23 protein-coding genes are annotated in these 24,974 nt (G+C 61.5%); 14 read left to right on the top strand and 9 right to left on the bottom strand.

Annotated elements, in window-relative coordinates:
• Positions 1-172: 172 nt before the first annotated feature.
• Positions 173-1,513 carry an NAD(P)/FAD-dependent oxidoreductase gene (locus tag E4631_RS16580; protein WP_133657965.1) on the top strand — a complete coding sequence of 447 codons (1,341 nt, stop codon included), beginning with the start codon at positions 173-175 and terminating at the stop codon, positions 1,511-1,513.
• A gap of 60 nt (positions 1,514-1,573) precedes the next feature.
• A complete protein-coding gene (locus E4631_RS26565; RefSeq protein WP_133657964.1) occupies positions 1,574-3,013 on the top strand; it encodes a DNA/RNA non-specific endonuclease in 1,440 nt (479 codons plus the stop codon).
• Here the strand turns inward: E4631_RS26565 and E4631_RS16570 are convergent.
• The 8 genes from E4631_RS16570 to E4631_RS16535 form a co-directional block, all read right to left on the bottom strand.
• Positions 3,010-3,852 (bottom strand): alpha/beta hydrolase, encoded by an 843-nt coding sequence (locus tag E4631_RS16570; protein WP_133657963.1) that lies wholly within the window; start codon positions 3,850-3,852, stop codon positions 3,010-3,012. The genes E4631_RS26565 and E4631_RS16570 overlap by 4 nt on opposite strands.
• A 96-nt stretch (positions 3,853-3,948) precedes the next feature.
• Entirely contained in the window at positions 3,949-5,586 is a 1,638-nt protein-coding gene (locus tag E4631_RS16565) for a M28 family peptidase (RefSeq protein ID WP_133657962.1), read from the bottom strand.
• Between the two features lie 163 nt (positions 5,587-5,749).
• Positions 5,750-6,595: a nuclease A inhibitor family protein gene (locus tag E4631_RS26965; RefSeq protein ID WP_166648113.1), complete on the bottom strand. Its 846-nt coding sequence runs from the start codon at positions 6,593-6,595 to the stop codon at positions 5,750-5,752.
• A 131-nt stretch (positions 6,596-6,726) separates the two neighbouring features.
• Positions 6,727-7,200, bottom strand: a complete 474-nt coding sequence (gene greA / locus E4631_RS16555; RefSeq protein WP_133657961.1) for a transcription elongation factor GreA — start codon at positions 7,198-7,200, stop codon at positions 6,727-6,729.
• A gap of 247 nt (positions 7,201-7,447) precedes the next feature.
• On the bottom strand, positions 7,448-8,392 hold the full coding sequence (locus tag E4631_RS16550; protein ID WP_133657960.1) for an NAD(P)-dependent oxidoreductase: 945 nt from the start codon (positions 8,390-8,392) through the stop codon (positions 7,448-7,450).
• Positions 8,393-8,403: 11 nt separating this feature from the next.
• Positions 8,404-9,009, bottom strand: a complete 606-nt coding sequence (locus E4631_RS16545; RefSeq protein ID WP_133657959.1) for a hypothetical protein — start codon at positions 9,007-9,009, stop codon at positions 8,404-8,406.
• A 20-nt stretch (positions 9,010-9,029) separates the two neighbouring features.
• On the bottom strand, positions 9,030-9,812 hold the full coding sequence (gene rsmA, locus E4631_RS16540) for a 16S rRNA (adenine(1518)-N(6)/adenine(1519)-N(6))-dimethyltransferase RsmA (protein ID WP_133657958.1): 783 nt from the start codon (positions 9,810-9,812) through the stop codon (positions 9,030-9,032).
• 160 nt (positions 9,813-9,972) lie between these two features.
• Entirely contained in the window at positions 9,973-11,634 is a 1,662-nt protein-coding gene (locus tag E4631_RS16535; protein ID WP_240734993.1) for a M1 family metallopeptidase, read from the bottom strand.
• A gap of 139 nt (positions 11,635-11,773) precedes the next feature.
• On the opposite strand from E4631_RS16535, the gene E4631_RS16530 reads away from it, so the two are divergent.
• The 12 genes from E4631_RS16530 (at position 11,774) to E4631_RS16475 (ending at position 23,469) form a co-directional block, all read left to right on the top strand.
• A complete protein-coding gene (locus tag E4631_RS16530; RefSeq protein ID WP_133657957.1) occupies positions 11,774-13,231 on the top strand; it encodes a M17 family metallopeptidase in 1,458 nt (485 codons plus the stop codon).
• A gap of 328 nt (positions 13,232-13,559) precedes the next feature.
• The gene (pdxA, locus tag E4631_RS16525; RefSeq protein WP_133657956.1) at positions 13,560-14,597 is read left to right on the top strand and encodes a 4-hydroxythreonine-4-phosphate dehydrogenase PdxA; all 1,038 of its coding nucleotides are present in this window, start codon (positions 13,560-13,562) and stop codon (positions 14,595-14,597) included.
• Positions 14,598-14,741: 144 nt separating this feature from the next.
• A complete protein-coding gene (locus E4631_RS16520) occupies positions 14,742-16,133 on the top strand; it encodes an amidohydrolase family protein (RefSeq protein ID WP_133657955.1) in 1,392 nt (463 codons plus the stop codon).
• Positions 16,134-16,291: 158 nt separating this feature from the next.
• Positions 16,292-17,281: a Gfo/Idh/MocA family protein gene (locus E4631_RS16515; protein ID WP_133657954.1), complete on the top strand. Its 990-nt coding sequence runs from the start codon at positions 16,292-16,294 to the stop codon at positions 17,279-17,281.
• A 75-nt stretch (positions 17,282-17,356) separates the two neighbouring features.
• Positions 17,357-17,896, top strand: coding sequence for a DUF177 domain-containing protein (locus E4631_RS16510; RefSeq protein WP_133657953.1), 540 nt, complete (start codon positions 17,357-17,359; stop codon positions 17,894-17,896).
• A 57-nt stretch (positions 17,897-17,953) separates the two neighbouring features.
• On the top strand, positions 17,954-18,187 hold the full coding sequence (gene rpmF, locus E4631_RS16505) for a 50S ribosomal protein L32 (protein WP_133657952.1): 234 nt from the start codon (positions 17,954-17,956) through the stop codon (positions 18,185-18,187).
• Positions 18,188-18,309: 122 nt separating this feature from the next.
• A complete protein-coding gene (gene plsX, locus E4631_RS16500) occupies positions 18,310-19,251 on the top strand; it encodes a phosphate acyltransferase PlsX (protein ID WP_133657951.1) in 942 nt (313 codons plus the stop codon).
• Between the two features lie 57 nt (positions 19,252-19,308).
• Positions 19,309-20,301: a beta-ketoacyl-ACP synthase III gene (locus E4631_RS16495; protein WP_133657950.1), complete on the top strand. Its 993-nt coding sequence runs from the start codon at positions 19,309-19,311 to the stop codon at positions 20,299-20,301.
• Between the two features lie 95 nt (positions 20,302-20,396).
• A complete protein-coding gene (gene efp / locus E4631_RS16490) occupies positions 20,397-20,960 on the top strand; it encodes an elongation factor P (RefSeq protein ID WP_133657949.1) in 564 nt (187 codons plus the stop codon).
• Between the two features lie 137 nt (positions 20,961-21,097).
• Positions 21,098-21,565, top strand: coding sequence for an acetyl-CoA carboxylase biotin carboxyl carrier protein (gene accB, locus E4631_RS16485; RefSeq protein WP_133658043.1), 468 nt, complete (start codon positions 21,098-21,100; stop codon positions 21,563-21,565).
• Positions 21,566-21,749: 184 nt separating this feature from the next.
• Entirely contained in the window at positions 21,750-23,093 is a 1,344-nt protein-coding gene (gene accC, locus E4631_RS16480; RefSeq protein WP_133657948.1) for an acetyl-CoA carboxylase biotin carboxylase subunit, read from the top strand.
• Between the two features lie 31 nt (positions 23,094-23,124).
• A complete protein-coding gene (locus tag E4631_RS16475; RefSeq protein WP_133657947.1) occupies positions 23,125-23,469 on the top strand; it encodes a hypothetical protein in 345 nt (114 codons plus the stop codon).
• Positions 23,470-23,526: 57 nt separating this feature from the next.
• Here the strand turns inward: E4631_RS16475 and ffh are convergent, their stop codons facing one another.
• Positions 23,527-24,894, bottom strand: coding sequence for a signal recognition particle protein (ffh, locus tag E4631_RS16470; protein ID WP_133657946.1), 1,368 nt, complete (start codon positions 24,892-24,894; stop codon positions 23,527-23,529).
• Between the last annotated feature and the right edge of the window lie 80 nt (positions 24,895-24,974).

Genomic DNA, 24,974 nt, shown 5'->3' with positions numbered 1-24,974 from the left:
GTACGGGATGGATAAGATAAGCGCTACCTGAGAGTAGGTTTTGGGTAAATGTCAGCTTTAAGACTTCTTTCACATACCCCCTACCCCCGGCCAATTCAGCAAATCTTCATGCTGATTGATAGGCACTTGCTCAGAAAATTCCGTATAGCCAGCAGTACCAACCCAACCTGCTATGCTGCCTGCCGGCCAACTCGCGCTCAATATCCCGGATACCACCAAGCCGCGCGTCGTCGTGGTGGGGGGCGGTTTCGCGGCCGTTAATCTTATCAAAAACCTACCCGGCGGCCAATTTCAGGTGGTGCTGCTGAGCAAAATCAACTACCACGGTTTCTGGCCGCTGCTCTACCAGGTGGCCACGGCGGGGTTGGAGTCGGAATCGGTGGGCGAGCCGCTGCGGCAGCTGTTTGACGACCACGCCGACTTTCATTTTCGCTGCGTGTGCGCTACGGGCCTCGACCCGGCCGCGCGAGTGGTGCACACGCCCATCGGCGACCTGCCGTTTGACTACCTGGTGCTGGCCACCGGTACCAAGTCCAATTACTTTGACAACCAGGAGATTGCGCAAAATTCCTTCGGTCTCAAAGACATTGGCGAGGCCGTGCGCCTGCGGCACCAGCTGCTGCACAGCTTCGAGCAGGCCAGCCTGGCGCGCGACCCGGCCGAGCGGCAGCGCCTGCTCAATTTTGTGATTGCCGGGGCCGGCCCCACCGGCGTGGAGCTGGCCGCCTCGCTGGCCGAGATGCGCCGCCACGTGCTACCCCAGGACTACCCCGACCTCGACCTCGGGCAGCTCCACATTTACCTGGTGGAGGGCGAAGACCGGGTGCTGCCGCCCATGTCGGCCTACGCCAGCCGGCACGCGCAGCAGTACCTCGAAAAGCTGGGTGTCATTGTTAAGCTCAAGCAGCTGGTTGAGTCATACGACGGGCAAAAGGTGAAGCTGAAGGATGGCGAGGAGATTCCGGCCCGCACGCTGGTGTGGGCGGCCGGCGTCACGGGCGCTACCTTGCCCGGCCTGCCCGCCGACCGCCTGGAGCACGGCCGCTACCTGGTCAATGCCTTTAATATGGTGCAGGGCTACCAGCACGTGTTTGCCCTCGGCGACGTGGCTTTGATGAAAACCAAGGACTATCCCAAAGGCCACCCGCAGGTGGCCCCGCCCGCCATGCAGCAGGGCACCAACCTGGGCCAGAACCTGGCGCGCCAGGTGCGGGGGGAGGTCTGGCAGCCATTTGCCTACCTCGACAAAGGCACGCTGGCCATCGCGGGCAAGGGCCGCGCCGTGGCCGACCTGCCCGGCGGCCTGCACCTGAGCGGCCTGCCCGCCTGGCTGACCTGGCTGCTGGTGCACATCTACTACCTATCGGGCTTTCGCAACAAGCTGGTGGTGCTGGCCAACTGGAGCTACCGGCTCTTTACAGACCAGCGCGGCACCCGCGTCATCGTGCAGAACCCGACCGGCCCCGATGGCCGGCCCGCCCCGGAGCTGGACTGTGGGCCGGCGGCCAGCTAGCAGGCCGGGGCAATTGGCAGCGGCGCTACCTTGCGGGGGCGTTCCCTTTTTTCGTTGCCCATGCGCTTCCCGTTCCACCTGCTGGCCGTTTTTGGCCTGCTCGCCTGCTCGCCCGCTACCCCCTCCCAAACTGCCACCGTGGGCGTGCCCAACCAGGCGGCGGCTTTTCCCGAAACCTTCGAAAGTGGCTCGAAAGGCAGCTACGAAACGGCCGATGAGCAACTGACCACCGGCCCGTGGCTGTTTACCAACGCCCTCATTGGCAGCACCGAGCAAGACCACAAGGACGGTGAGCGCGCCGCCCGCCTGCGCGCCGGGGGCAAGCTCACGATGCAGTTTGACGCGCCGGCCGGGGTCCGCAAAATCAGCATTTTGGCGGCGGCCTACGGCCAGGATGGCCCCAGCACCTGGGAGCTGTGGGTGAGCCGCGACCACGGCCGCAGCTGGCAGCGCAACGGCCTGCCGCAGACCGCCAGCGGCGCCACGCTGCGCACCGTGGCGTTTGCGGGCCTGGCCAATGAGCCGCTACGCCTGGAAATTCGCAAGACGGACGCGGGCAAAAACCGGCTCAATCTCGATGACATTCGTATCGAAACGGCCGGCGGCGTGGCATCTGCTGCACCCGCCGCCCGGCCGGCGGCCCCTACCCCCGCTTCTTCATCTAACGACTACTTTAAAAACCGCAATAACCCGGCCCCTACCCCCTCGCCCACGCGCCAAGCGCCCGGCATGGCCGGCGACAACGATAACCTGCTGCTTGGTAACCCCAGCGGTGCAACTTCCGACCCCAGCAATACCACCAACTACCTCTACACGCATCCGCAGTACACAACGGGCTACAATGCCCAGCGCGGCATTCCGGTGTGGACGAGTTGGCACGTGGGCCGCACCGACCTCAGCAAGCGGGCGCCGCGCCAGAACGACTTTCGGGCCGACCCCGGCCTACCCCGGCAGTTCTACGCGGTGGCGCCGCAGAGCTACTCGGGCTCGGGCTTCGACAAGGGCCACAACTGCCCCAGCGCCGACCGCACGGCCAGCCTCGACGACAACTCGGCCACTTTCCTGATGAGCAACATGGTGCCCCAGGCACCCCAAAACAACCAGCAAACCTGGGCGCACCTCGAAGAATATACCCGCGCCCAAGTCGAAGCCGGCCAGGAAGCCTACGTGCTCATGGGTAGCTACGGCCGCGGCGGCACCGGCAAAAACGGCCCCGCCAGCACCCTCGACCAGGGCCGCGTGACGGTGCCTGCTCACATCTGGAAGGTAATCGTGTTTCTGCCCGAAGGCAGCAACGACCTCCAGCGCATTATCGCCGGCCAGGGCCGCGTGGTGGCCATCGACACGCCCAACGACAACAGCATCGGCCCGCAGTGGAACCAGTACCTGACCACCGTGGACGCCATTGAAGCCGCCTCGGGCCTCGATATTCTCAGCGCCCTACCCCCCGACACCCAGCTGCTGCTGCAAAAGGTAGTGGACAGCGGCCGGGCCCGCTAGCCGTTACCGGCAACTTTCTGGCCGGCCAGAAATTGACTTACTACCCGCACGTAGGCATCACCGTAGGCTTTTTCGGTTAATTTTTCCATCGCCCCCAAGTGGCCGCACTGCACGGCCAGTAGCTGGCGGTTTTGGGAGGGGCGCGCCGCCCGCACGGCCGCTAGCGAGTCGGCAATGGGCGTTTGCGGGTCTTCGGTACGCCCAATAAACAGCCAGGGGCAGTTCACCTTCGGGTTGAGGGGGTTGTAGGTGGCTGCCTCGGAGGGCAGGTTGGTATGGCGCTGGTGAGCCGCCAGCTGGTAGGCCACTATTCCCTGGAGGTTGCCCACATAGCCATCGGTTATCAAAAAATCGCAACGGGTGGCGGCCGCTACTTTGGCCCCCAGCAGCGTCCCCATGGAGAAGCCGACAATACCTACGCGCTGGTGCGGGCTGCGCCGCCGGGCCTCGGCCAGAGCCGTTCGCAAGTCGGTGGCAAACTCTTCATAATACAGATGGTCGCGGTCGATGGCGAAGGCCGAGCTGTGCCCAAAGCCCCGGTAATCAAACAACAGCACCCGGTAGCCGCCCGACGCCAGCACCTGCGCCTGGTAGAGGCTGTACGACATGTTGCCCCAATCGCCGCTCGCCACCACCATCGTGGTGTGCTGGTCGGGCACGCCGGCCAGCGGTTCCACTAGCCACGAAGCTAGCTGCGCGTAGTCGGGCGTGGTCAGGGTCAGGTTTTGGTAGCTTAAACCCAGTGTATCGGGCTGGGCCCACCAAGCCGCCAGTGGCTTAATGGCCCAGGAGCAGGTGGCTTGCACGAGTAGCCAGCCGAGGAAAATGAGGCGCAACATAGCGGGGAAACATGCAAAAGCCAAGGCCCTTGTGCCCTGGCTTTTACATAGACTTCCCTTCCCCAAGCGCGTTGCATACGCGCTTGGCTTTGGCTCTTACTTCCCAAACCGCACCCCGAAAAAGTCGCCCTTATTCCACGTCGGCCGCGCCGTAGCCTGCGCCACCTGGTAGCCGATGAGGAAGTTGAGCCGCGCGTACTGCGCGCCGGCCGTCCAGTCGAAGGTGCCGCCCTCGAAATTGTCCTGCGGCTTGTGGTAGGTGAGGGCGCGCCACGCTTGCACCGTCTCGCTGAGGTTGTTTTTGCCGTCGGCAGTTTTGTTGCCGTACTTGATGTGCAGCGCCGGCACGCCCTGCACCACGAAGCTGTACTGGTCGCTGCGGATGAAGCGGTTTTGCGTGGGCTCGGGGTCGGGCTCGATAGTCAGCTTCAAGTAATCGGCCGCCGCCCGCACCGGCTGCAGGAGCGACGAGTGGTCGGCCCCGAGCGGCACCACGGCCAGCAGCGGCGCAATGATGGTGGGCATATCGGTATTGATATCGGCCACCAGCGCGCTCTTGGGCACGGTCGGAAACTTAGCGAAATAGGCCGAGCCCAGCAGGCCCATTTCCTCGCCCGTCACCAGCACAAACAGGATGGAGCGCCGGGGCCTCCCCTTCAGGCCGGCGTAGAGCTTGCTGATTTCGAGCACGCTGGACACGCCGGTAGCGTTGTCGTGCGCGCCGTTGAAAATCGAATCGCCGTTGATGGCCGGCCCTACCCCCAGGTGGTCGAGGTGGGCGCTGTGCACCACGTATTCGCTCCGGAGCTTAGAGTCGGAGCCGGTGAGCCGGCCCACCACGTTGTAGCTGTCCACGTCCTGATAGCGGCTGGCGTAGCGGGCGCTCAGGCGGCTGGGCAGGGGTAGGGAGGCTGCTTTACCGTCGCGCAAGGCACTCAGCACCTGCCCCGTATCGCGGGCCGCGCCAGCAAACAGCTGCTGCAGCGTGGCCGGGCTGATGCTGCCCACCAGCTGCGTAGCCCCCGCCGCGTAGCTGCGCGACACCGCCACCTGGCCATCGGAACCCATCGCGCTCACTACCCCCTTCGGAAACTCAGGAAGCCGGGCATCAGCGTGGGCGGCGGCCAGCAGCACACCCACCGCGCCGTGACGGGCGGCGTTTTCGAGCACCGTGCGCAGGTCGGTGAAGTACTGCCGCTCATTATCAGCAAACTGCTTCGGCGCCTGCCGCGTGATGACTACCACCCTACCCCTGGTATCGAGGTTGGCGTAGTCGTCGTACTTCAGCTCGGGCGCCGAAATGCCGTAGCCGGCAAACACCAGTGGCGCCTTGGCCACGGCCACCACCGGCTGGCCGGGATTGGGATAAAAAGAAATGGCCGACCCCACCGCCAGCGGCTGGGCCTCCCCGCCCACCGGCTGGTAGCTGGCCGTGGCGCCCACCTCCACAAAGGCGCGGCGCAGGCGCACTTTTTGGGTATAGGTGCCCTTGTCGCCGGCCGGCTGCACGCCGTTTTGCTTGAGCTGGCTCGTCACGTAGTCCACGGCCAGCTGGTAGCCGGGCGTGCCGGGCAGGCGGCCGCGCAGGCGGTCGTCGGCCAGGTAGCGCACGTGCGCTTCGAGGGCAGCGGGCTGCACGGTGGGTAGGACGGCCAGGGCGGCCGGGTCGATGGTTTGTTGGGCTAGGCTAGTTTGGGCAAGCAGCAGGCCAGCGGCAAAAATAAATTTATTCATCAATCAAATTTTAACTATTTACCACGCCTATTACGCTTCAAGTCGCTTTCACAAAGTAGCGCGAGCTTTCCAGTTCGTGCGCGAGCGCCAGCGAGCATCGTCGTTCGCAACGCGCGGTGCTGGCTGGCGCTCGCGCACGAACTGGAAAGCTCGCGCTACTGTGCTACGTCGCCGTCACTACCGTTTTGAAGCCGGCCAGGCGGCCGGCCACGTCGCGGCCGAGGGCATAGGCGTGGGTTTGCGCGCCGCTGCCCACGCGGTAGACCTGCACACCATCGAGCTCCTGCTTGAGGTACATCTGCAAGGCTTTGAAGCGGTTGGCGGTGGCCACGCTACCGGTCACGCCGTTGTCGGCGGTGTGGTTGCTCAAGAATTGGGTCAGCTCCACCTTCTCCACTTTCGCGTCGGCGGGCTCGCCCACTAGTTGCAGCAGTTGGGCATTGGGCAGGTCGCCGGTGGGGGCGGCGTAGCTCACGGCTTCGAGCGGCGCATCCGATTCGCTGATGAAGTTGAGGCCCTGGGTCAGCTTCTGGAGCTGGGCCAGGGTGGCATCGTTGGGGTCAGCGGGCGCGGCGGCCGGGGCCACAGCGGCGGCAGTGGGTAGGCCGCTACCCCCCGGCACCTGAGCGGCTATGGCGGTGGCCAGCTCGCGCATCCGGTCATCGGCCACCTTGATTTTGGGGTTGGCGAAGTTCATATCGCTCACCTTATTCATCGGAATGAGGTGAATGTGGGCGTGCGGCACCTCCAGCCCAATTACGGCCACGCCGATGCGCTTGCACGGCACGGCCGCCTGCACGCTCTTGGCCACGCGCTGGGCAAACACGTGCAGGGCCGCCAGCGCCTGGGGCGTCATGTCGAAAATATAGTCGATTTCCCGCTTTGGAATCACCAGTGTGTGGCCTTCGACCAGCGGCGTGATGTCGAGAAAAGCCAGGTGGTCGGCATCTTCGGCCACCTTGAAGGCGGGCAGCTCGCCCGAAACGATGCGCGAGAAAATAGAAGGCATAGACGTGTAGGGTAAGCTTTAGCTTGCCAGGAGTGGCACCTTGCAAAGAACGCGAAAAACGCAGAAAGGCGAGCCGAAACCGGCTCGCCTTTCTTACAAACTGCGACAAGCTAACGCTTACCCTACGCTGGCTAGCGGCCTACTTCGAGAATCTCGAACTGAAGCTTACCGGCGGGCACCGTGATTTCGGCCACATCGCCGGCCGACTTGCCCAGCAAGCCCTTGCCGATGGGCGACTTCACCGAGATTTTGCCGGCGGCCAGGTTAGCTTCTTCTTCGGCTACCAGCAGGTAGTCGAGCACCATGTTATTTTTCAGATTTTTCAGCTTCACCTTACTCATAATGAGCACTTTGGTGAAATCCATATTCGTCTCGTCGATGATGCGGCCGTTGCCCAGCACTTCTTCGAGCTTCGAGATTTTCAGCTCTAGCAGGCCTTGGGCATCCTTGGCGGCGTCGTATTCGGCGTTCTCGCTCAGGTCGCCTTTGTCGCGGGCTTCGCGCAGGTCTTCGGCCGCCTTCGCACGCCCCCGGACTTTAAGGTCCTGGAGTTCGTCTTTCAGCTTTTGCAGGCCCTCGGCGGTGTAATAATTGATAGTAGCCATAAGATTCAGGACTGTTTTCGCGTAGCGGGTGGGTCAGGTAAAAAAGAAAGAGAACGGCTGGCACACTGGCCAGCCGTTCTCCCTCGTCGGTGCGACAAAGATACACAGGTTCGCCGTTCTTAGTTTCCGGTTCCTGGTGGAGGTCGTCTGTCATGGCGAGCAACACGAAGCAATCGCACCAAAACGATACCCGAACGAGGTCGTGCTCGTGCAATTGCTTCGCTTTGCTCGCCATGACAAAATCAAGCTAAAGGCCCAGCCCCAGCCGCTCAATTTTTTCGGTCAGCACCTCGTTGATGCGCTGGTAGCTCTGGTGCGTCCAGCCGCCGATGTGGGGCGAGAGCACCACGTTGGGCGCCTGGCGCAGGTAGTCGAAGCTGGCCTGCTGCGAGGGGGTAAGGGTGGCGAGCTTCTCGTTAGCAAGCACGTCGAGGGCAGCGCCGCGCACCAGGCCGCTTTGCAGCCGCGCCACCAGGGCGGCTTGGTCCACCACTTCGCCACGGGCCGTATTCATCAGCCAGATGCGGTGCTGGAATGCGTCCAGAAACGCGTCATTCACAAACTCATGATTGGCGGCCGAGTATGGAATGTGCAGGCTTAGTACCTCGGCGCGGGCTTGCAGCTCGGCCAGCGGCACCAGCTCGGCGTGGCCGTCGGTGGCCATGGCGGGGTCGTTATCATGCGCCAGCACGGTGCAGCCGAAGCCGCGTAGGCGCCGGGCAAAGGCCCTACCCATGTGGCCGTAGCCGAGCAGGCCCACGGTTTTGGTGTCCAACTCCTCGCCGCGGTTGGCCTCGCGGTGCCACTCGGCGCGGCGCACCTCGGCATCGGCCGTTACGGTGTGGCGCAGCAGGGCCAGCAGCTGGCCCACCGCAAATTCGCCCACCGCGTCGCGGTTGCCCTCGGGCGCATTCACGAGCGTGACGCCCGCGGCGGCCAAAGCGTCCACGTCGATATTATCGATGCCGGCGCCGGCACGGGCCACGTAGCGCAGGTGCGGGCCGTGAGCCAGCAGCGGGGCCGTGACGCGCATTTTGCTGCGCACCATAAGGCCGGTGTAGGGCCGGGCGGCGAGCGCGGCGGGCACGTCGGCAGCGAGCAGCTTGGGCTGGTAGTCGCCCTCGACGCCGATGCTGTGCAGCATGGGCAAGAGCGAGGGGTGCATGTCGTCAATTATCAGGCAGAGGTTCATCGCTAAAAAAGCTACCGCGGTGGGGCGGCAAATGTAAAATCTTGGTCCGTCAGCGGCATAGGCTGCACGGCGGTGGCTTCGCTGGTGGCGGTGTAGCCGTGGGCCGAGTATACGCTGATGGTGCGCAGGGGTAGGGCGCCGTTGGTGGCTTTCAGCAGGGCGTACCAGTACCCAAACGGCGATTTGCTGAAGCCCTTAGGATTGACCCGCACCTCGGGCGAGTAGTAGATGATGCTGGCCACCGCGCCGTGCACCAGCTGCACGGCGTGGCACGGATGGCCCAGGATAACGGTCGTGGTGGGCAGGTAAATGGCGCTCACTTGCGGCTGGTGGGTGGCCGTGTCGCTGGTGATGGTAACCTTGCCATCCTGCATCATCTGGTGCGTGTGGGTTTTACCGAGGTAGAGCTCCCGCACCCGCTTCGTGCTGTCGCAGAGCTTATAATTGCTGCCCTGGATATAGAACAAGTCCCGCGCGCCCACGCGGCTTTCTACTACCTCACCCGCCGCATTGCGAAACTCATTGTGGTACACGATGAGTCCGCTGAACCATGGCGCTTTCTGCGCCGGGCCACTTAGCCCCATCAGAAGCACGATAATCAGCCACAACTTCGCCATGAGCTACCAAGGATTAAGCCCTACCCCGCCGCTGTTACCAAATTCGTCAGCAGCACGAAGTCGCCTACCCCCAGCTGCTCGGCGCGCTTGTCGAACAGCTCGCCCGCCATCGCCTCGCTCGACAAGCCCAGGGGTTTCAAGGCGTTGCGCAGGGTTTTGCGGCGGGTTGAGAAGGCCTGCTTCACAACCCGGAAAAACAGCTTCTCGTCGCAGTCCAGCTTCTCGGTAGCGTTGCGGGTGAGGCGCACCACGGCCGACTCGACCTTGGGCGGCGGCACAAACACGTGGGCCGGCACCGTAAATAGGTATTCAATGTCGTAGTAAGCCTGCAAGAGCACGCTCAGGATGCCGTAGGTTTTGGAGCCGGGCGGTTCGGCCAGGCGCTCGGCCACTTCCTTTTGCAGCATACCTACTACTTCGCGCACCTGGTGGCGCTGGGCCAATACCTGGAAAAATATCTGGGTGCTGATGTTGTAGGGAAAATTGCCAATAATGGCCAGTAGCTTATCGGGAAATAGCTGCCCCAAATCCTGCTTCAGAAAATCGGTGGCGTAGATGCGCGGCGCCAGCGCCGGGTAGTGCGCCGTGAGGTAGGCCACCGACTCCGTATCAATCTCGACCACGCTGGTCTGGTAAGCCTTGTTTTCGAGCAAATACTGCGTGAGCACGCCCATACCGGGGCCGATTTCGAGCACCTCCCCGAGTCCGTCGGGCAGGCGCAGGCTCTCCACGATGCGGCGGGCAATGTTGGGGTCGGCGAGGAAGTGCTGGCCGAGGTGTTTTTTGGGGCGAACGGTATTCATAAGGGTCAAGTAATAACGCAAAGAACGTCATGCTCATCTGGCGTCCGCTTGCCGAAGCATCTTGCTCGCACCGCTGGGGTACCAATCCAACGGCGCGAGCGAGATGCTTCGGCAAGCGGACGCCAGATGAGCATGACGTTCTTTTTTGCACTAATAAAGCCTAATCCATCAGCACGCCGATGTAGTAGTTAAAGGTATCGACCTCCACGTTGTCGCGGGTGGCGCCGGGCAGGTCGAGGGGTTTGAACTTGGTGGTGGGGGTAAGGAATTTATACTCGCCGCCCTTCAGGCGCAGGCGCACGGGAAGGTCGAAGGCGGGCACGTTGGCCACCCAGCGGCCCAGCAGCTGGCCTTTTTCAACGCGCATTTCGAGCACCGGCAAGGTTGGGTACTGCAGGTACTGCGCAAACACGGGGCTGAAATCGCGGCCCGCCTCGCGGCTGATATAGTCAATTACCTGCTGGCCGGTCACGGTTTGGTGGTAGAAGGCTTTGCCCAGGCCACGCAGAATCTGCCGCCACTTGGCGTCGTCGTTTATCGCCGTGCGCACCATGTTGAGCAGGTTGCTGCCCTTGTCGTACATGTCGCCCGAGCCTTCCTTGTTCACGCCGTAGGGCCCGATGATGGGGCCGTCGTTCGAGATGTTGCGGCGCTGGCCGTGCAGGTATTCCTGGCCGGCCGGCTTGCCGTACTGGCTTTCCACAAACAGCGCTTCCGAGTAGGTGGTGAAGCTCTCGTGCACCCACATATCGGCAATGTCCCGGCTCGTGATATTGTTGCCAAACCACTCGTGGCCACTCTCGTGGATGATGATAAAATCCCACTTCGCGCCCCAGCCCGTGGCCGAGCGGTCGCGGCCCAGGTAGCCGTTCAGGTAGTGGTTGCCGTAGGCCACGGCGCTCTGGTGCTCCATACCGAGGTGCGGCGTTTCGACCAGCTTATACCCGTCCTGGTAGAAGGGGTAGGGCCCAAACCAGGACTCCATGCTCTTGAGCATGGGCTTGACATTGGCGGCAAACTGCTTTTTGGCCTTCTCCAAATTTTGGGGCAGTACCCAGTAGTCGAGCGTCAGCGGGCCTTTTTCGCCCTGGTACACGTCCGAAAAGTGCGCGTACCTGGCCACGTTCAGGGCCACGTCGTAGTTGTTGATGGGATTGGTCACGGCCCAGTCGAAGCGGGTGTAGCCGCCGGGCAGCTTCTTAGTGCCGCGCAGGCGGCCGTTGCTCACGTCGGTGAGGCCCTTGGGCACGGCCACGCTGATGAGCATACTATCCACTTCATCAGCCTGTTGGTCCTTGGTGGGCCACCAGATACTGGCCCCTACCCCCTGGCAGGCGGTGGCTACCCAAGGCGCGCCGGTGGTATCCTGGGCAAACACGAAGCCGCCGTCCCAGGGCGCTTTTTTGGCCACGGTGGGCTGGCCCGAGTACGTGACCGTGAACTCGTCGCGGCTGCCCGCTTTAATGGGGGTAGGGAATGTCACGAACACCGCATTGGCCTCGCGGGTGAAGGGCACGTCGCGGCCGTGGTAGCTCAACTTATTCACCGCCAGGTTGGCGAACAGGTCGAATTGCAGCCGCGTAAAGTCGCGCGTGGCGGTGAAGCGAAACAGGTTGGAGCCGCTGATAAAGCGGCGGGCCACGTCGAGCTTCACGTCGAGGTGGTAGTAGTTGATGTCGTAGCAGGTGCGCTCGGCCGGCTGCCCGCCGCGCAGCGAGTCGGCGCGGGTAAACGTCGTTTTGGGCTGCATGAGCTGGGCCGAGGCCAGCAGCGACGAGCAGAGCAGCGGCAGCAACAGCCGCAGGGTTTTCCGAAAGGGCATACGTATAAGTAAAACGGAACTGAAGGTCGGCGCAGCCAGCGGCACTCCGTTTCCGCTTGGTCCACGTCCCGATGCCAAAACGGAGTGCCACTCCGTTCTACATACCTTCACGCCAAAGTTACGCCCCTCCTCGCTCCCTATGTCACTCATGCTTGCCCACGCCGCCGCCGTGCCGGCCCACGCTACCCAGGTTTTTGTGCTGCCCCTCGGCACCACCGCCCTACCCCCCGCCGCCGCCGCCGACCTGCCCGAGGCCGCCCGCCGCTACGTGGAAACGGCCTTGGCCGACGACCAAAAGCTCATCACGCTCAACCACTTTTCGCACCAGCACTACTTCGTGGTGCTCGAAAAAAAGCCTACCCCCGACCTCCAGCTCGAAGCCCTGCGCAAGGCCGGCCACCAGCTGCAAGGCTTATTGAAGAAAGAAAAAACGGCCGAAGTTTTCGTGCAGAATCTCAGCGAAAACCCCGACGCCGTGCGCACGCTGGCCGAGGGCTTGTTCCTGGCTGCCTATCAGTTTGAAGGTTATAAAACGGATGAGAAGTCGCGCGCAGCGGCTTTACTCACTACGATTAACCTCGTCGGCGATGCGGCCACCGAGGCGCAAGTAACGGAGTTGCAGCACGTGCTCGAAGGCGTCGCCTTCGCCCGCGACCTCGTCAACGCGCCGCTCAATAAGCTTAATGCCCAGCAGTTTGCCGAGCGCCTGGCCGAGGCCGGCGACGACGCGGGCTACACCACCGACATTCTCGACATGGCCCGCATCGAGAGCCTGCGCATGGGTGGCCTGCTGGCCGTGAACCTGGGCTCGCCCGAGCCGCCCACCTTCAGCATATTAGAGTGGAAGCCCGCAGGCGCTAAAAACGAGAAGCCCTACGTGCTCGTGGGCAAGGGCGTGGTGTACGATACCGGCGGCCTCAGCCTCAAGCCCACGCCCAACAGCATGGATATGATGAAGTGCGACATGGCCGGCGGCGCGGCCGTGGGCGGCGTGCTTTATGCGCTGGCTAAGAACAACGTACTGCTGCACGTTATCGGCCTGGTGCCGGCCACCGACAACCGCCCCGGCGGCCTGGCCTACGTGCCCGGCGACGTGCTCACCATGCACTCGGGCCTCACGGTGGAAGTCAAAAACACCGACGCCGAGGGGCGCCTGCTGCTGGCCGATGCGCTTAGCTTCGCCAAGAAATACCACCCCGAGCTGGTGATTGACCTCGCTACCCTCACCGGCGCGGCAGTGCGCGCCGTGGGCACCGAGGCCGCCGCCGTGATGGGCACCGCCGCTGCCGACACCACCGCCCAGCTGCTGGCCGCCGCCCACCGCGTGCACGAGCGCCTGGTCGAGTTTCCGCTCTGGGACGACTACGCCGACCACATGAAATCGGACATCGCCGACCTTTCCAACCTGGGCAAGGCCGAGGCCGGCCACATCTCGGCCGCCAAGTTTCTGGAGCGCTTCATCGAAGGCACGCCCTGGATTCATTTGGACATCGCCGGCCCCGCGTTCCTGACTGCCGCCGACAGCTACCGCGGTAAGGGCGGCACCGGCATGGGCGTGCGGCTGCTCTATGAATTTTTAACCAAAAAACTCGCGTAAAACCCGCCTGTCATGCTGACGAAGGAAGCATCTTGTACCCGCAGAACGAGTTGTTTGACGCCAATAATGTGAGCGACCAAGCGTCGCCCTTAGCCGGCTGGACCTGGCATTTGCAGGAGCAGTCGAACGGTGTGTACCGCGCAAGCCTGACTTCTGAACAAGGACTTCAAGTAGAAACAGTCGGGACCGACGAAGCCGAATTGCTGGCGTGGTGCGTGGCGGCGGCTACCACTTGTGAGCAAGAGTTGCGTTTAAAACTCAGACAGTAGCCTGGCGGCGCGAACGGAATAAGGTCCTTCGCTTTGCTCAGGATGACAGAAAAAATAACATGCCCAATTCCCTACCCCGCCTCGGCTTTTCCGTGGGCGACCTCGCCGGCATCGGCCCCGAAGTCATTTATAAAACGCTGCGCGACGAGCGCATTTTGCAGCAGTGTACGCCCGTAGTGTACGGCACGGCCACGGCGCTCTTCGACGATTTTCCAGTGGAGAAGGGCGCCGAGCCGCTCACGTTTCGGCAGCTGCGCGATGCGGCCGACATCGCGCCCGGCCGCCTCAACGCCGTGACGTGCTGGGACGAGGACTTTCACCTCACGCCCGGCCAGCCCTCGGCCGCCAGCGGCCAGGCCGCCCGCGAAAGCCTGCTCGCCGCCAGCCGCGACCTCAAGGCCGGCCTGCTCGATGCCCTCGTGACGGCGCCCATCAGCAAGGAAAATACCCAGGCCGATGACTTCCGCTTTCCCGGCCATACCGAGTTCTTAGCCAGCTACTTCGGCGCGGCCGACAGCCTCATGTTTTTGGTGGATGAGGAGCAAGACCTGCGCGTGGCCACTGCCACCGGCCACATTCCGTTGCGCGATGTATCGACCCGCGTGACTAGCGACTTGCTACGCACTAAAATCCGCATGTTACTCAAGTCGTTGCAGCAGGATTTTGGCATTCTAAAACCCAAGATTGCCGTGCTGGGCATGAACCCCCACGCGGGCGAAAACGGCCTGATTGGCCGCGAGGAGGGCGACGTGATAACGCCCGTAGTCCGGCAGTTTGAGCACGACGGGCACCTGGTGTTCGGGCCCTACCCCGCCGATGGCTATTTCGGCACCGGGCAGTTTCGGCAGTTCGACGCTACTCTCTCCATTTACCACGACCAGGGCCTGATTCCGTTCAAGCTCATGGCGTTTGAGCGGGGCGTGAATTTTACGGCCGGCCTGCCGGTGGTGCGCACCTCGCCCGACCACGGCACGGCCTACGGCATCGCGGGCAAGTTTTGCGCTGATGAGTCTTCGTTTCGGGCTGCCGTATTCCTGGCCTGCGACGTGGTGCGCGCCCGCCGCCTCAACGCCGCCGACCCGCGCTCGGTACGGTAAATACTTTCTAATTTCTGTAAGCAGAGTTTTTATTGAGAACGTCATGCTGAGCTTGCCGAAGCATCTTGGCCGCCTCATCCAACGGCGTGGTAAAGATGCTTCGACAAGCTCAGCATGACGTTCTCAATAAAAACCGCCAGTTTTATGCGCCTACCCCTCCTCTTGCTCGTAATCAGCTGGCTGGGTAGCCGGCCAGCCCAGGCGCAGCGGCTAACGCTGACGCACGCCAACGTAGTAGACGTGCAGACCGGTAAGATTCAGCCCGACCAAACGGTGGTTATTGCCGGGTCGCGCATCGTGCGAGTCACTTCATCAGCGCGCCCTACCCCCCCTGGACCAGGCCAAGTGGTTGATGCCCACAGCCAGTACCTCATACCGGGACTCTGGGATATGCACACCCACGTGTATTTCGACGGCACGGCCAGCGCGGGTACCGACCTGATTTTGCCCCTGCTAGTGGCCAATGGCGTGACCGGCATCCGCGACATGGGGAGCGAGCTGGACAGCATACTGCGCGCCCGGCAAGCCGTGGCGGAGCACCGGATTCTGGGGCCGCGCATGCTGGTGTCGGGCCCGATGCTCGACGGCGGCAAGTCGCCTTACAAGGCGGCCATCGCCATTGCGACCCCCGAGGAGGGCCGTCGGGCGGTAGATAGGCTGAAAGCGCGCGGCGTCGATTTCATCAAGGTGCAGTCACTGGTGCCGCGTGAGGCCTATTTCGCCATTATGGAAGAAGCCAAAAAAGTGGGCCTGCCGGTCGATGGCCACGTGCCCGACGGCGTGCGCGCCGCCGAGGCCGTGGCCGCCGGCCAGCGCACCTTTGAGCACCTGATTGGCATTTTTGAAGCCAGCTCACCCGACGAGGCTAAGTACGTGGCGGGCGGCCCGAAGTCGCCGGGCCGCTTTCTGGCCACCTACGACCCGGCCCGCGAGGCGGCTATTATCAAGCTGCTGGCCGCTCGGCAGGTGTGGCAGTGCCCTACCCTCTTCTGGGAGCGCGGCCAGTGGCTGGTCGATGCCCTTGACTGGCGGCAGGATTCGGCCCTGGCTTACGCGGGCCACAGCTGGGTCGAAACGCGCTGGCCCAGAGCGCAGAAGAGCATAGGCCAAACGATGGATACCGAGCCGCTGGCGGTGCGCGAAAAGTTCGTGGCCCACGAGCTGGATATCGTGCGCCGGCTGCACGCGGCGGGGGTAGGCTTTCTGGCGGGCACCGACATGCCGGCGGGCGTCGATTTGATTCCCGGCGTGAGCCTGCACTTGGAGCTGCAGCGCTTCGTGGCGGCCGGCTTCACGCCCCTGCAAGCCCTACAAACGGCCACCCTGAACCCAGCGCGCTTCAACCACCGCCTCCAGGACTTCGGCACCGTGCAAGCCGGCCGGGTCGCCGACCTGGTGCTACTCAGCGCCAATCCATTAGTAGATATTGCCAATACCCGCCGCATCGCGGCAGTAGTGGCCGACGGCCGCTACCTTTCGCGGGCCGAGTTGGACCAGCTGAAAGCGAAGCTGAAACGCGTTGCAGCCGGGAAATAGAAGAAAAAAGAACGTCATGCTGAGCTTGCCGAAGCATCTCTACCACGCCGTTGGAGTTAGTAGTTTAACGACGCGAGCGAGATGCTTCGACAAGCTCAGCATGACGTTCTCTTTTCTTCCACAAAGCATTATCTGAAATCTTAATCAACCAGTACATCATGCGCACCTACCGCTGGGGAATCCTGGGCCTGGGCAACATTGCCCGCAAATTCGCGGCCGACCTGGCGCACGTGCCGGGAGCCTCTCTGCACGCCGTCGCTTCCCGTAGCGAGGATAAGGCCCAGGCCTTTGCCGCGGAGTTTGGGGCTGCCCACGCCGTGGGCAGCTACGAAGCGCTCACCGCCGTGCCCGACCTCGACGTGGTGTACATCGCTACCCCCCATTCCGAGCACCACGCCCACGCGCTGCTGTGCCTGCGGGCCGGCATCGCCGTGCTCTGCGAAAAGCCCTTTACCGTGAATGCCATCCAGGCGCAGGAACTGGTTGCCGTGGCCCAGGCGCGGGGCGTATTTCTGATGGAAGCCTTCTGGACACGCTATTTTCCGGCCGTGGCCCACGCGCTGGAACTGCTACAGGCGGGCGCCATTGGCGAAGTGAAGCACTTGGTGGCGGACTTCGGCGGATTCATGCCCTACGAGCCGCTGGGGCGGCTTTTCAACCCGAACCTGGCCGGGGGCTCGCTGCTCGATATTGGGGTGTATCCGCTCTTTCTCAGCCAGCTTTTTTTAGGCCAGCCAACGGCAGTTGAAGCCATATCCGTGGCGGCGGGCACCGGCGTTGACCTGAGCTGCGCCATGAGCCTGGCCTACGCCAACGGGGCCACGGCCAGCCTGGCCTCCACGCTGGCCGCCCCGCTCGACAACCAGTGCGTGCTCTACGGCACTCGCGGGCAGCTGCGGCTGCTGGGGCCGATGTATGCGCCGCACGGCGTGCGGGTGCAGCTGCCGGGCCAGGCGGCGCAGGAATTTTCCTACCCCCCGCCCGGCGACGGCTACCACTACGAGGCCGCCCACGTGCAGCAGTGCCTGGCCCAGGGTCTGCTCGAAAGCCCGCTCCTACCCCTCTCCTCCAGCCTGACGCTGATGCGCCTGCTCGATGCCGTGCGCCAGCGCATTGGGCTGCGCTATCCAGGCGAGGGAGGGGGGTAGGGAGTAGCACACGGGAATTATGCTTGATAAAGCCAACTAAAACCCGTACCTTTGCCCCCCGTTATTCGGCTTACTGTGAAAAAGGACCCGCAATTTGATTTGCCCATCGCCCGGCTCTCCCTCAAGACGCACCAGTTTGCGTTTGAGCTGGGCCGCGCCTTTTTTGAAGAGTTCGACCCGCAAGGCGAATTTATTGCCGATGGCGACCTGCACGCCGACGTGACGCTCATCAAAACGGAGCGCGTTATCACCATCAACTCGCACATTGTGGGCACCGTGCGCCTCACCTGCGACCGCAGCCTCGATGAGTTTGACCACCCGCTAGACATCGAAAACCGGTTGCTGGTACGCTACGGCGACGAGCCCAAGGAGCTGGACGACGACGTGCTGCAAGTGACGCCCGAAACGCTGGAGCTCAACCTTGCTCAGCACCTCTACGACTACATTGGCTTGGCTTTGCCTATGAAAAAGCTGCATCCGCGCTTCCAAAACGAAGCCGATGACGACCCCGATGCTACCACCAAGCTCATCTTCTCGACCCGCCCCCCAGGCGAAGGCCCGGACGATGACGAGCCAGCCGACCCCCGTTGGGCGGCCCTCAAAAACTTGAATTAGGACCCTGGCTCTAATTCAACATTCCTAATTCAACCCTCTTAATTTCCCCCTAAGACCATGGCACATCCTAAGCGCCGGACCTCTACCGCCACCCGTGACAAGCGCCGTAGCCACCACAAACTCACCCCTAAGGCCGTGACTATCTGCCCGAACACGGGTGAGCTTCACCTGCGCCACAAGGCCTACGTGGTAGACGGTGACCTGTACCACAATGGCCAGCTGGCCGTCAAGAATTATACCTCGGTAGCCGCCCCCGCAGTGGCCGGCGATACGGACGCGGACGAAGAATAGCCGAAAGCGTTGTTATTTCGCGGTACCATCGGGCCGGACTGCTCTTTTGAGATTGGCAGTCCGGCCCGGTTTGGTTTCGTGCGTTTACGCTCTATGGCTAGTTCTATACTTTTTCCGCGTTCATGAAAATTGCCCTCGACGCTATGGGCGGCGACTTTGCTCCCCAAGCCGCTGTGGCCGGTGCCGTTCTGGCAGCCCAGCGCCTGGCCGGCAAAGCGCAAGTCGTACTTATCGGTTCCGAAACCGAAGTGCGCCCGCTCTTGCAACAATACGGCCCCAGTGCTGCTGCCCTCGAAGTAGTGCACGCCTCCCAGGTCATCGAAATGGGAGAGCATCCCACCAAAGCCTACCAGCAAAAGAAAGATAGCAGCATTGCCGTCGGCTACCGCATGCTGCACAGCGGCGAGGTCGATGCGTTTTGCTCGGCCGGCAACACGGGCGCCATGCTCGTGGGCGCCATGTTTACGGTGAAGGCCGTGCCCGGCGTGCTGCGCCCGGCCATCGCCAACTTCGTGCCCAAGCTGGCCGGCGGCTACGGCATCCTGGTCGATGCCGGCGCCAATGCCGACTGCAAACCCGAAATGCTGGAGCAGTTTGGCGAGCTTGGCTCGCTCTACGCGCAGTATGTGCTGGGCATTGCCCGGCCCAAAGTGGGGCTAATGAGCCTGGGCGAGGAAGAAGGCAAGGGCGCCGTGGTAACCCAGGCCGCCCACCAGCTCTTTAAGGTGAACCCGCACGTGCACTTCATCGGCAATATTGAGGGTAGGGACTTGTTTAACGACAAGGCCGACGTCATTGTGTGCGATGGGTACGTGGGCAACGTGATGCTCAAAATGGCCGAGTCGATGTACGACATTATGGTGACCCGCAACCTGAACGATGAATTTTTTGAGAAAGTAAATTACGAAACTATTGGTGGCTCACCCATCCTGGGCATCAACGACAATGCGCTTATTGGCCACGGCGTTAGCACGCCGCTGGCCATCTGCAACATGATAATTCAAGGCTACCAGATGGCCCAGTCGGGCATCGTGGACCAAATCAAAGACTCTTTCAAATCCTAACTCCCAAAAGTCTGGCCTCAGGCCGGACTTTTGCGTTCGGGCCGCACCTTTGCGCTCATGAAGATTACCGCTGCCATTACCGGAGTCGGAGGCTACGTGCCCGACTACGTGCTCACCAACCAGGAGCTCGAGCAACTGGTCGATACTACTGACGAATGGATTACCTCGCGTACCGGCATCAAAGAGCGCCGCATTCTGAAGGGGAAAGACCAGGGCAGCTCGGTGATGGGCATTAAGGCGGTGCAGCAGCTGCTGGAAAAAACCAACACGCGGCCCGAGGATGTCGACCTTGTTATCTGCGCCACGGTGACGCCCGACATGCTGTTTCCGGCCACGGCCAACATCATTTCCAACGCGGTGGGCATCAAAAATGCCTTCAGCTATGATATGAACGCGGCGTGCTCGGGCTTTTTGTACGCGCTGGCTACCGGCGCGCAGTTCATTCAGGGCGGCATGTACAAGAAGGTGGTGATAGTGGGGGCCGATAAAATGTCGGCCATCGTGGACTACACCGACCGCTCCAACTGCATCATCTTTGGCGATGGCGCTGGGGCCGTGCTCCTCGAGCCCAGCACCGATGGCTACGGCATCCTCGACCAGGTGCTGCGCACCGAAGGCAACGGCGAGCAGTTTCTGCACCAAAAAGCGGGGGGTAGCCGTCGCCCGCCCACGGCCGAAACCATCGCCAATAAGGAGCATTACATCTACCAGGAAGGCGCCACGGTCTTTAAGTTTGCCGTGACCAGCATGGCCGACGTAGCCGCCCAGGTAATGGCCCGCCAGGGCCTCAGCCACGACGACGTGGCCTGGCTGGTGCCCCACCAGGCCAATAAGCGCATCATCGACGCCACAGCCCACCGCATGGGGGTAGGGCCCGAAAAAGTGATGCTCAACATCCAGCGCTACGGCAACACCACCAACGGCACCATTCCCCTGTGCCTCTGGGACTACGAAAAGCAGTTGCACAAGGGCGACAACCTCATTTTCGCGGCCTTCGGCGGCGGGTTCACCTGGGGCGCCATGCACATCAAATGGGCATACGATTCTTAATTGTGAATGATGAATGATGAATTGCCTTTCCAGCAACTCGTATATTTATCAGTTTCAATTCACAATTTTTAATTCATAATTTTTAATTCAAAGAGATGGCTACCACCGCCGACTTCCGCAATGGGCTCGTGTTGATGTACAACAACGACCTGCACGTTATTACCGAATTTCAGCACGTGAAACCCGGTAAAGGCCCGGCCTTCGTGCGCACCAAGCTGCGCAATATCAAGACGGGCAGGGTTTTGGACAACACCTTCAACGCCGGCGTAAAGGTCGAAACCGCCCGCGTGGAGCAGCGCCCCCACCAGTACCTGTTTAAGGACGACTACGGCTACACGTTCATGGACAACGACACGTTTGAGCAGATTGTGCTGAACGAGGAGATGGTGCCTTTCGCTGACCTCATGAAGGAAGGCCAGGCCGTGACCATCCTCATGCACGCCGAAACCGAGCAGCCCCTCACCGCCGAGCTGCCCACTACCGTTGACCTCGTGGTGACCTACACCGAGCCCGGCCTGCGCGGCGACACCGCCACCAACACCCTCAAGCCGGCCACCGTTGAAACCGGGGCCCGCATTCAGGTGCCGCTCTTCATCGATACTGACACAAAAATTCGCATCAAAACCAGCGACTACTCCTACGTAGAGCGCGTGAAGTAAGGTTGTAGCGCGTAGGCTCTGCGAGCCTGCGCGTGGTAGCAGCCAAACGTTTCAACGCGCGGACTCGCCGAGTCTACGCTACCTCCCCTCCGATGTCGAAAGAATCTTCCAAAACCCCGCCCAAAAAAGACGCTGCCATGAAAGCCAAAGAACTCCAGGAACTGCTCGACTTTATCGCCAAGTCGGGCCTCAATAAAGTCAATATTGAAACTGAGGAGTTTAAAATCTCGGTGCAGCGCGAGCCCAACACCAAGCAGGTAGTGAGCATGAGCGCGGCGCCCGCTGCCCCGGCCCCGCAGCCAGTGGCGGCGCCCACCATCGCGGCGGCCCCTACCCCCCCGGCCGCGGCCGAGCCCGCCAGCACGGCTAGCTACACGCCCCTCAAGTCGCCCATGATTGGCACCTTCTACCGCAGCAGCGGGCCCGATTCGCCGGTGTTTGCGCAGGTAGGCGATATGGTGGAAAAAGGCCAGGTTATCTGCATCATCGAGGCCATGAAGCTGTTCAATGAGATTGAGGCCGAGCAGGCCGGCCGCATCGTGAAGGTGCTGGTGGAGAACGCTACCCCCGTGGAGTACGACCAGCCGCTGTTTCTGATTGAGTAAACACCGTACCCAATTTATATAGAACGTCATGCTCATCTAGCGTCCGCCTGTCAAAGCATCTCTGCCGCTTCGTTGAGCATTGGCAAACGAAGCGGCAGAGATGCTTCGACAGGCGAACGCTAGATGAGCATGACGTTCTTTCGGTTTTTGCTTCCCTACCCCCTTACATATCGCCATTTCGGCCATGTTCAATAAAATCCTGATTGCCAACCGGGGCGAAATTGCCCTGCGCGTTATCCGTACCTGCCGCGAGATGGGCATCAAAACGGTGGCCGTGTACTCGACCGCGGATAAAGAGAGCCTGCACGTGCGCTTTGCCGACGAGGCCGTGTGCATCGGCCCGCCCGCCAGCAGCCAGAGCTACCTGAACATCCCTACCCTCATTGCGGCGGCCGAGATTACCAACGCCGACGCCATCCACCCCGGCTACGGCTTTTTGAGCGAAAACGCTGAATTTTCGCGCATTTGCCAGGAAAACGGCATCAAGTTTATCGGTGCCTCGCCCGAGATGATAAACCAGATGGGCGACAAGGCCACCGCCAAAGCCACCATGATTAAGGCCGGCGTGCCCGTGGTGCCCGGCTCGGTGGGCCTGCTCGAATCGGTAGAGCAGGGCAAGAAAATTGCCAACGAAATCAAATATCCCGTCATCATCAAGGCTACGGCGGGCGGCGGCGGGCGCGGCATGCGCATCATCAACGGCGACGATGAGTTCCAAAAGGCCTGGGACGATGCGCGCACCGAATCCAAAGCCGCCTTCGGCAACGATGGCATGTACCTGGAGAAATTCGTGGTCGAGCCGCGCCACATCGAGATTCAGATTGTGGGCGACCAGTTCGGGCACGTAGCTCACCTCTCGGAGCGCGACTGCTCCATCCAGCGCCGCCACCAAAAGCTGGTAGAGGAAGCGCCCTCGCCCTTCATGACCGACGACCTGCGCGAGCGCATGGGCGCGGCGGCCATCGCCGGGGCTTCGGCCATCAGCTACGAGGGGGTAGGGACCATCGAATTCCTGGTCGATGCCAACCGCGATTTCTACTTCATGGAAATGAATACCCGCATCCAGGTCGAGCACCCGGTGACCGAGGAAATCATTAACTATGACCTCATTAAGGAGCAGATTAAAGTAGCCGCCGGCATCCCGATTTCGGGCAAAAACTACTTCCCCAAGATGCACGCCATGGAGTGCCGCATCAACGCCGAGGACCCGCGCAACAACTTCCGCCCCGCGCCCGGCCGCATCACTACCCTCCACATCCCCGGCGGCCACGGCGTGCGCGTCGATACCCATGTGTACGCGGGCTACCAGATTCCGCCCAACTACGACTCCATGATTGCTAAGCTCATCACCGTGGCCCAAACCCGCGAGGAGTGCATCGTCAAAATGAAGCGCGCCCTGAGCGAATTCGTGGTAGAAGGCGTAAAAACGACCATTCCCTTCCACCTGGCGCTAATGGACAGCGAGGATTTCCAAGCCGGTAATTTCACGACCAAGTTTTTGGAGTCGTTTGATTTCTCGGTGGTGTAGCCACGCTCATCATCCACAAGCAAGTCTTACCATGAAAAAGCTGCTGGCTGTTTTCTTTATACCATTCGCACTGAGTAATTGCTCCGACCCCTGCAATGGCCACATTGAAACGTCGGTGCTTTATTTCAAGCAGGCACTGCAAGGCCAGTTGGTGTATGCCAACGTGTTGAATAACCCAAGCCTCGGCAGCCAACAAACCTTGACGCGCGATGACAAGGAATATGGCACGTTTCCGCACGTTATTATCATCAACGACCCGGAAATGAAATACAAAGGTCGCGGCACTATTTGCTTCGATGAGTTCACGAAGCAAGCATTACCGGCCGATATTGATTTGCGGGAAAGAGATATTCCGCGCATTTTAATTACCAAGTAAAAAGAAACCCCGGCCGCTGACGCGGCCGGGGTTTCTTTTGGAGAGGGGGGTAGGGAATTAGCGGCGGCCCATGCCGGGGATGCCGCCTTTCATGCCGCCCATCATTTTGGCCATTTGGGCCATACCGCCTTTGGTCTGGCTCATTTTATTCATCTGGCGCATCATTTTGCGCATGTCCTCGAACTGCTTCATCAAGGCGTTTACCTGCTGAATATCAGTGCCGGAGCCGGCGGCGAGGCGGCGGCGGCGCGAACCGTTGATGAGGTCGGGTTGGGCGCGCTCCTGCTTGGTCATGCTCTTGATGATGCTCTCGACCGGCTTGAAGGCGTCGTCGTCGATTTCGACGTCCTTCATCATCTTCGAAGCACCCGGAATCATGCCTACCAGGTCCTTGAGGTTGCCCATCTTCTTGATTTGCTCGAGCTGGCCGAGGAAGTCGTTGAAGTCGAACTGATTTTTGCGAATCTTGGCGTTGATGCGCTTGGCCTCTTCCTCGTCGAACTGCTGCTGGGCGCGCTCCACGAGCGAGATTACGTCGCCCATGCCCAGGATGCGCTGGGCCATGCGGTCGGGGTAGAAGAGGTCGAGCGCCTCCATTTTCTCGCCCGTCGAGATGAATTTGATGGGCTTTTCGACCACCGCGCGAATCGAAAGGGCCGCGCCGCCGCGGCTGTCGCCGTCGAGCTTGGTGAGCACCACGCCGTCGAAGTTGAGGCGGTCGTTGAAGGTTTTGGCGGTGTTTACGGCGTCCTGGCCGGTCATCGAGTCCACCACGAACAGCGTTTCGCTGGGGTTGATGGCCTTTTTGACGGCCTCAATTTCGCGCATCATCTGCTCGTCCACGGCCAGGCGGCCGGCGGTGTCGATGATGACGACCTTCTTGTTATTTTTCTTGGCGTAGGCCAGGGCATTCTGCGAAATCTCGACCGGGTTTTTGTTCTCCGGCTCCGCGTACACTTCCACGCCGATTTGCTCGCCGAGGACCTTGAGCTGGTCGATGGCCGCCGGGCGGTAGATGTCGCAGGCTACCAGCAGCACGGTGCGGTTCTGCTTCTTAATGAAGCTGGCCAGCTTGCCGGCGAAGGTCGTTTTGCCCGAGCCTTGCAGGCCCGAGAGCAGCACCACGGCCGGGTCACCCTTGATGACGATGTCCTGCTTTTCGCCGCCCATGAGCTGGGTGAGCTCATCATAGACGATTTTGACCATGAGCTGGCCCGGCGAGATGGACGTGAGCACGTCGCGGCCCATCGCCTCATCCTTAATCTTATCGGTTACTTCCTTGGCAACCTTGTAGTTAACGTCGGCATCGACCAGCGCCCGGCGAATTTCCTTGACGGTGGCGGCGACGTTGATTTCCGAAATGCTACCCTGCCCTTTGAGGGTCTTGATAGCCTTATCGAGCTTGGTGGAGAGATTATCGAACATATAATCGCGGATTATGCAGATGACGCGGATTTCGCGGATTCAAACGAAAGCCTACTTGAGTGAACACCGGCCTGCCCATT

The organism is Hymenobacter sp. UV11 (assembly GCF_004684095.1).
Lineage (GTDB): Bacteria > Bacteroidota > Bacteroidia > Cytophagales > Hymenobacteraceae > Hymenobacter.
This window is presented reverse-complemented; position numbering and strand designations above follow the sequence as displayed.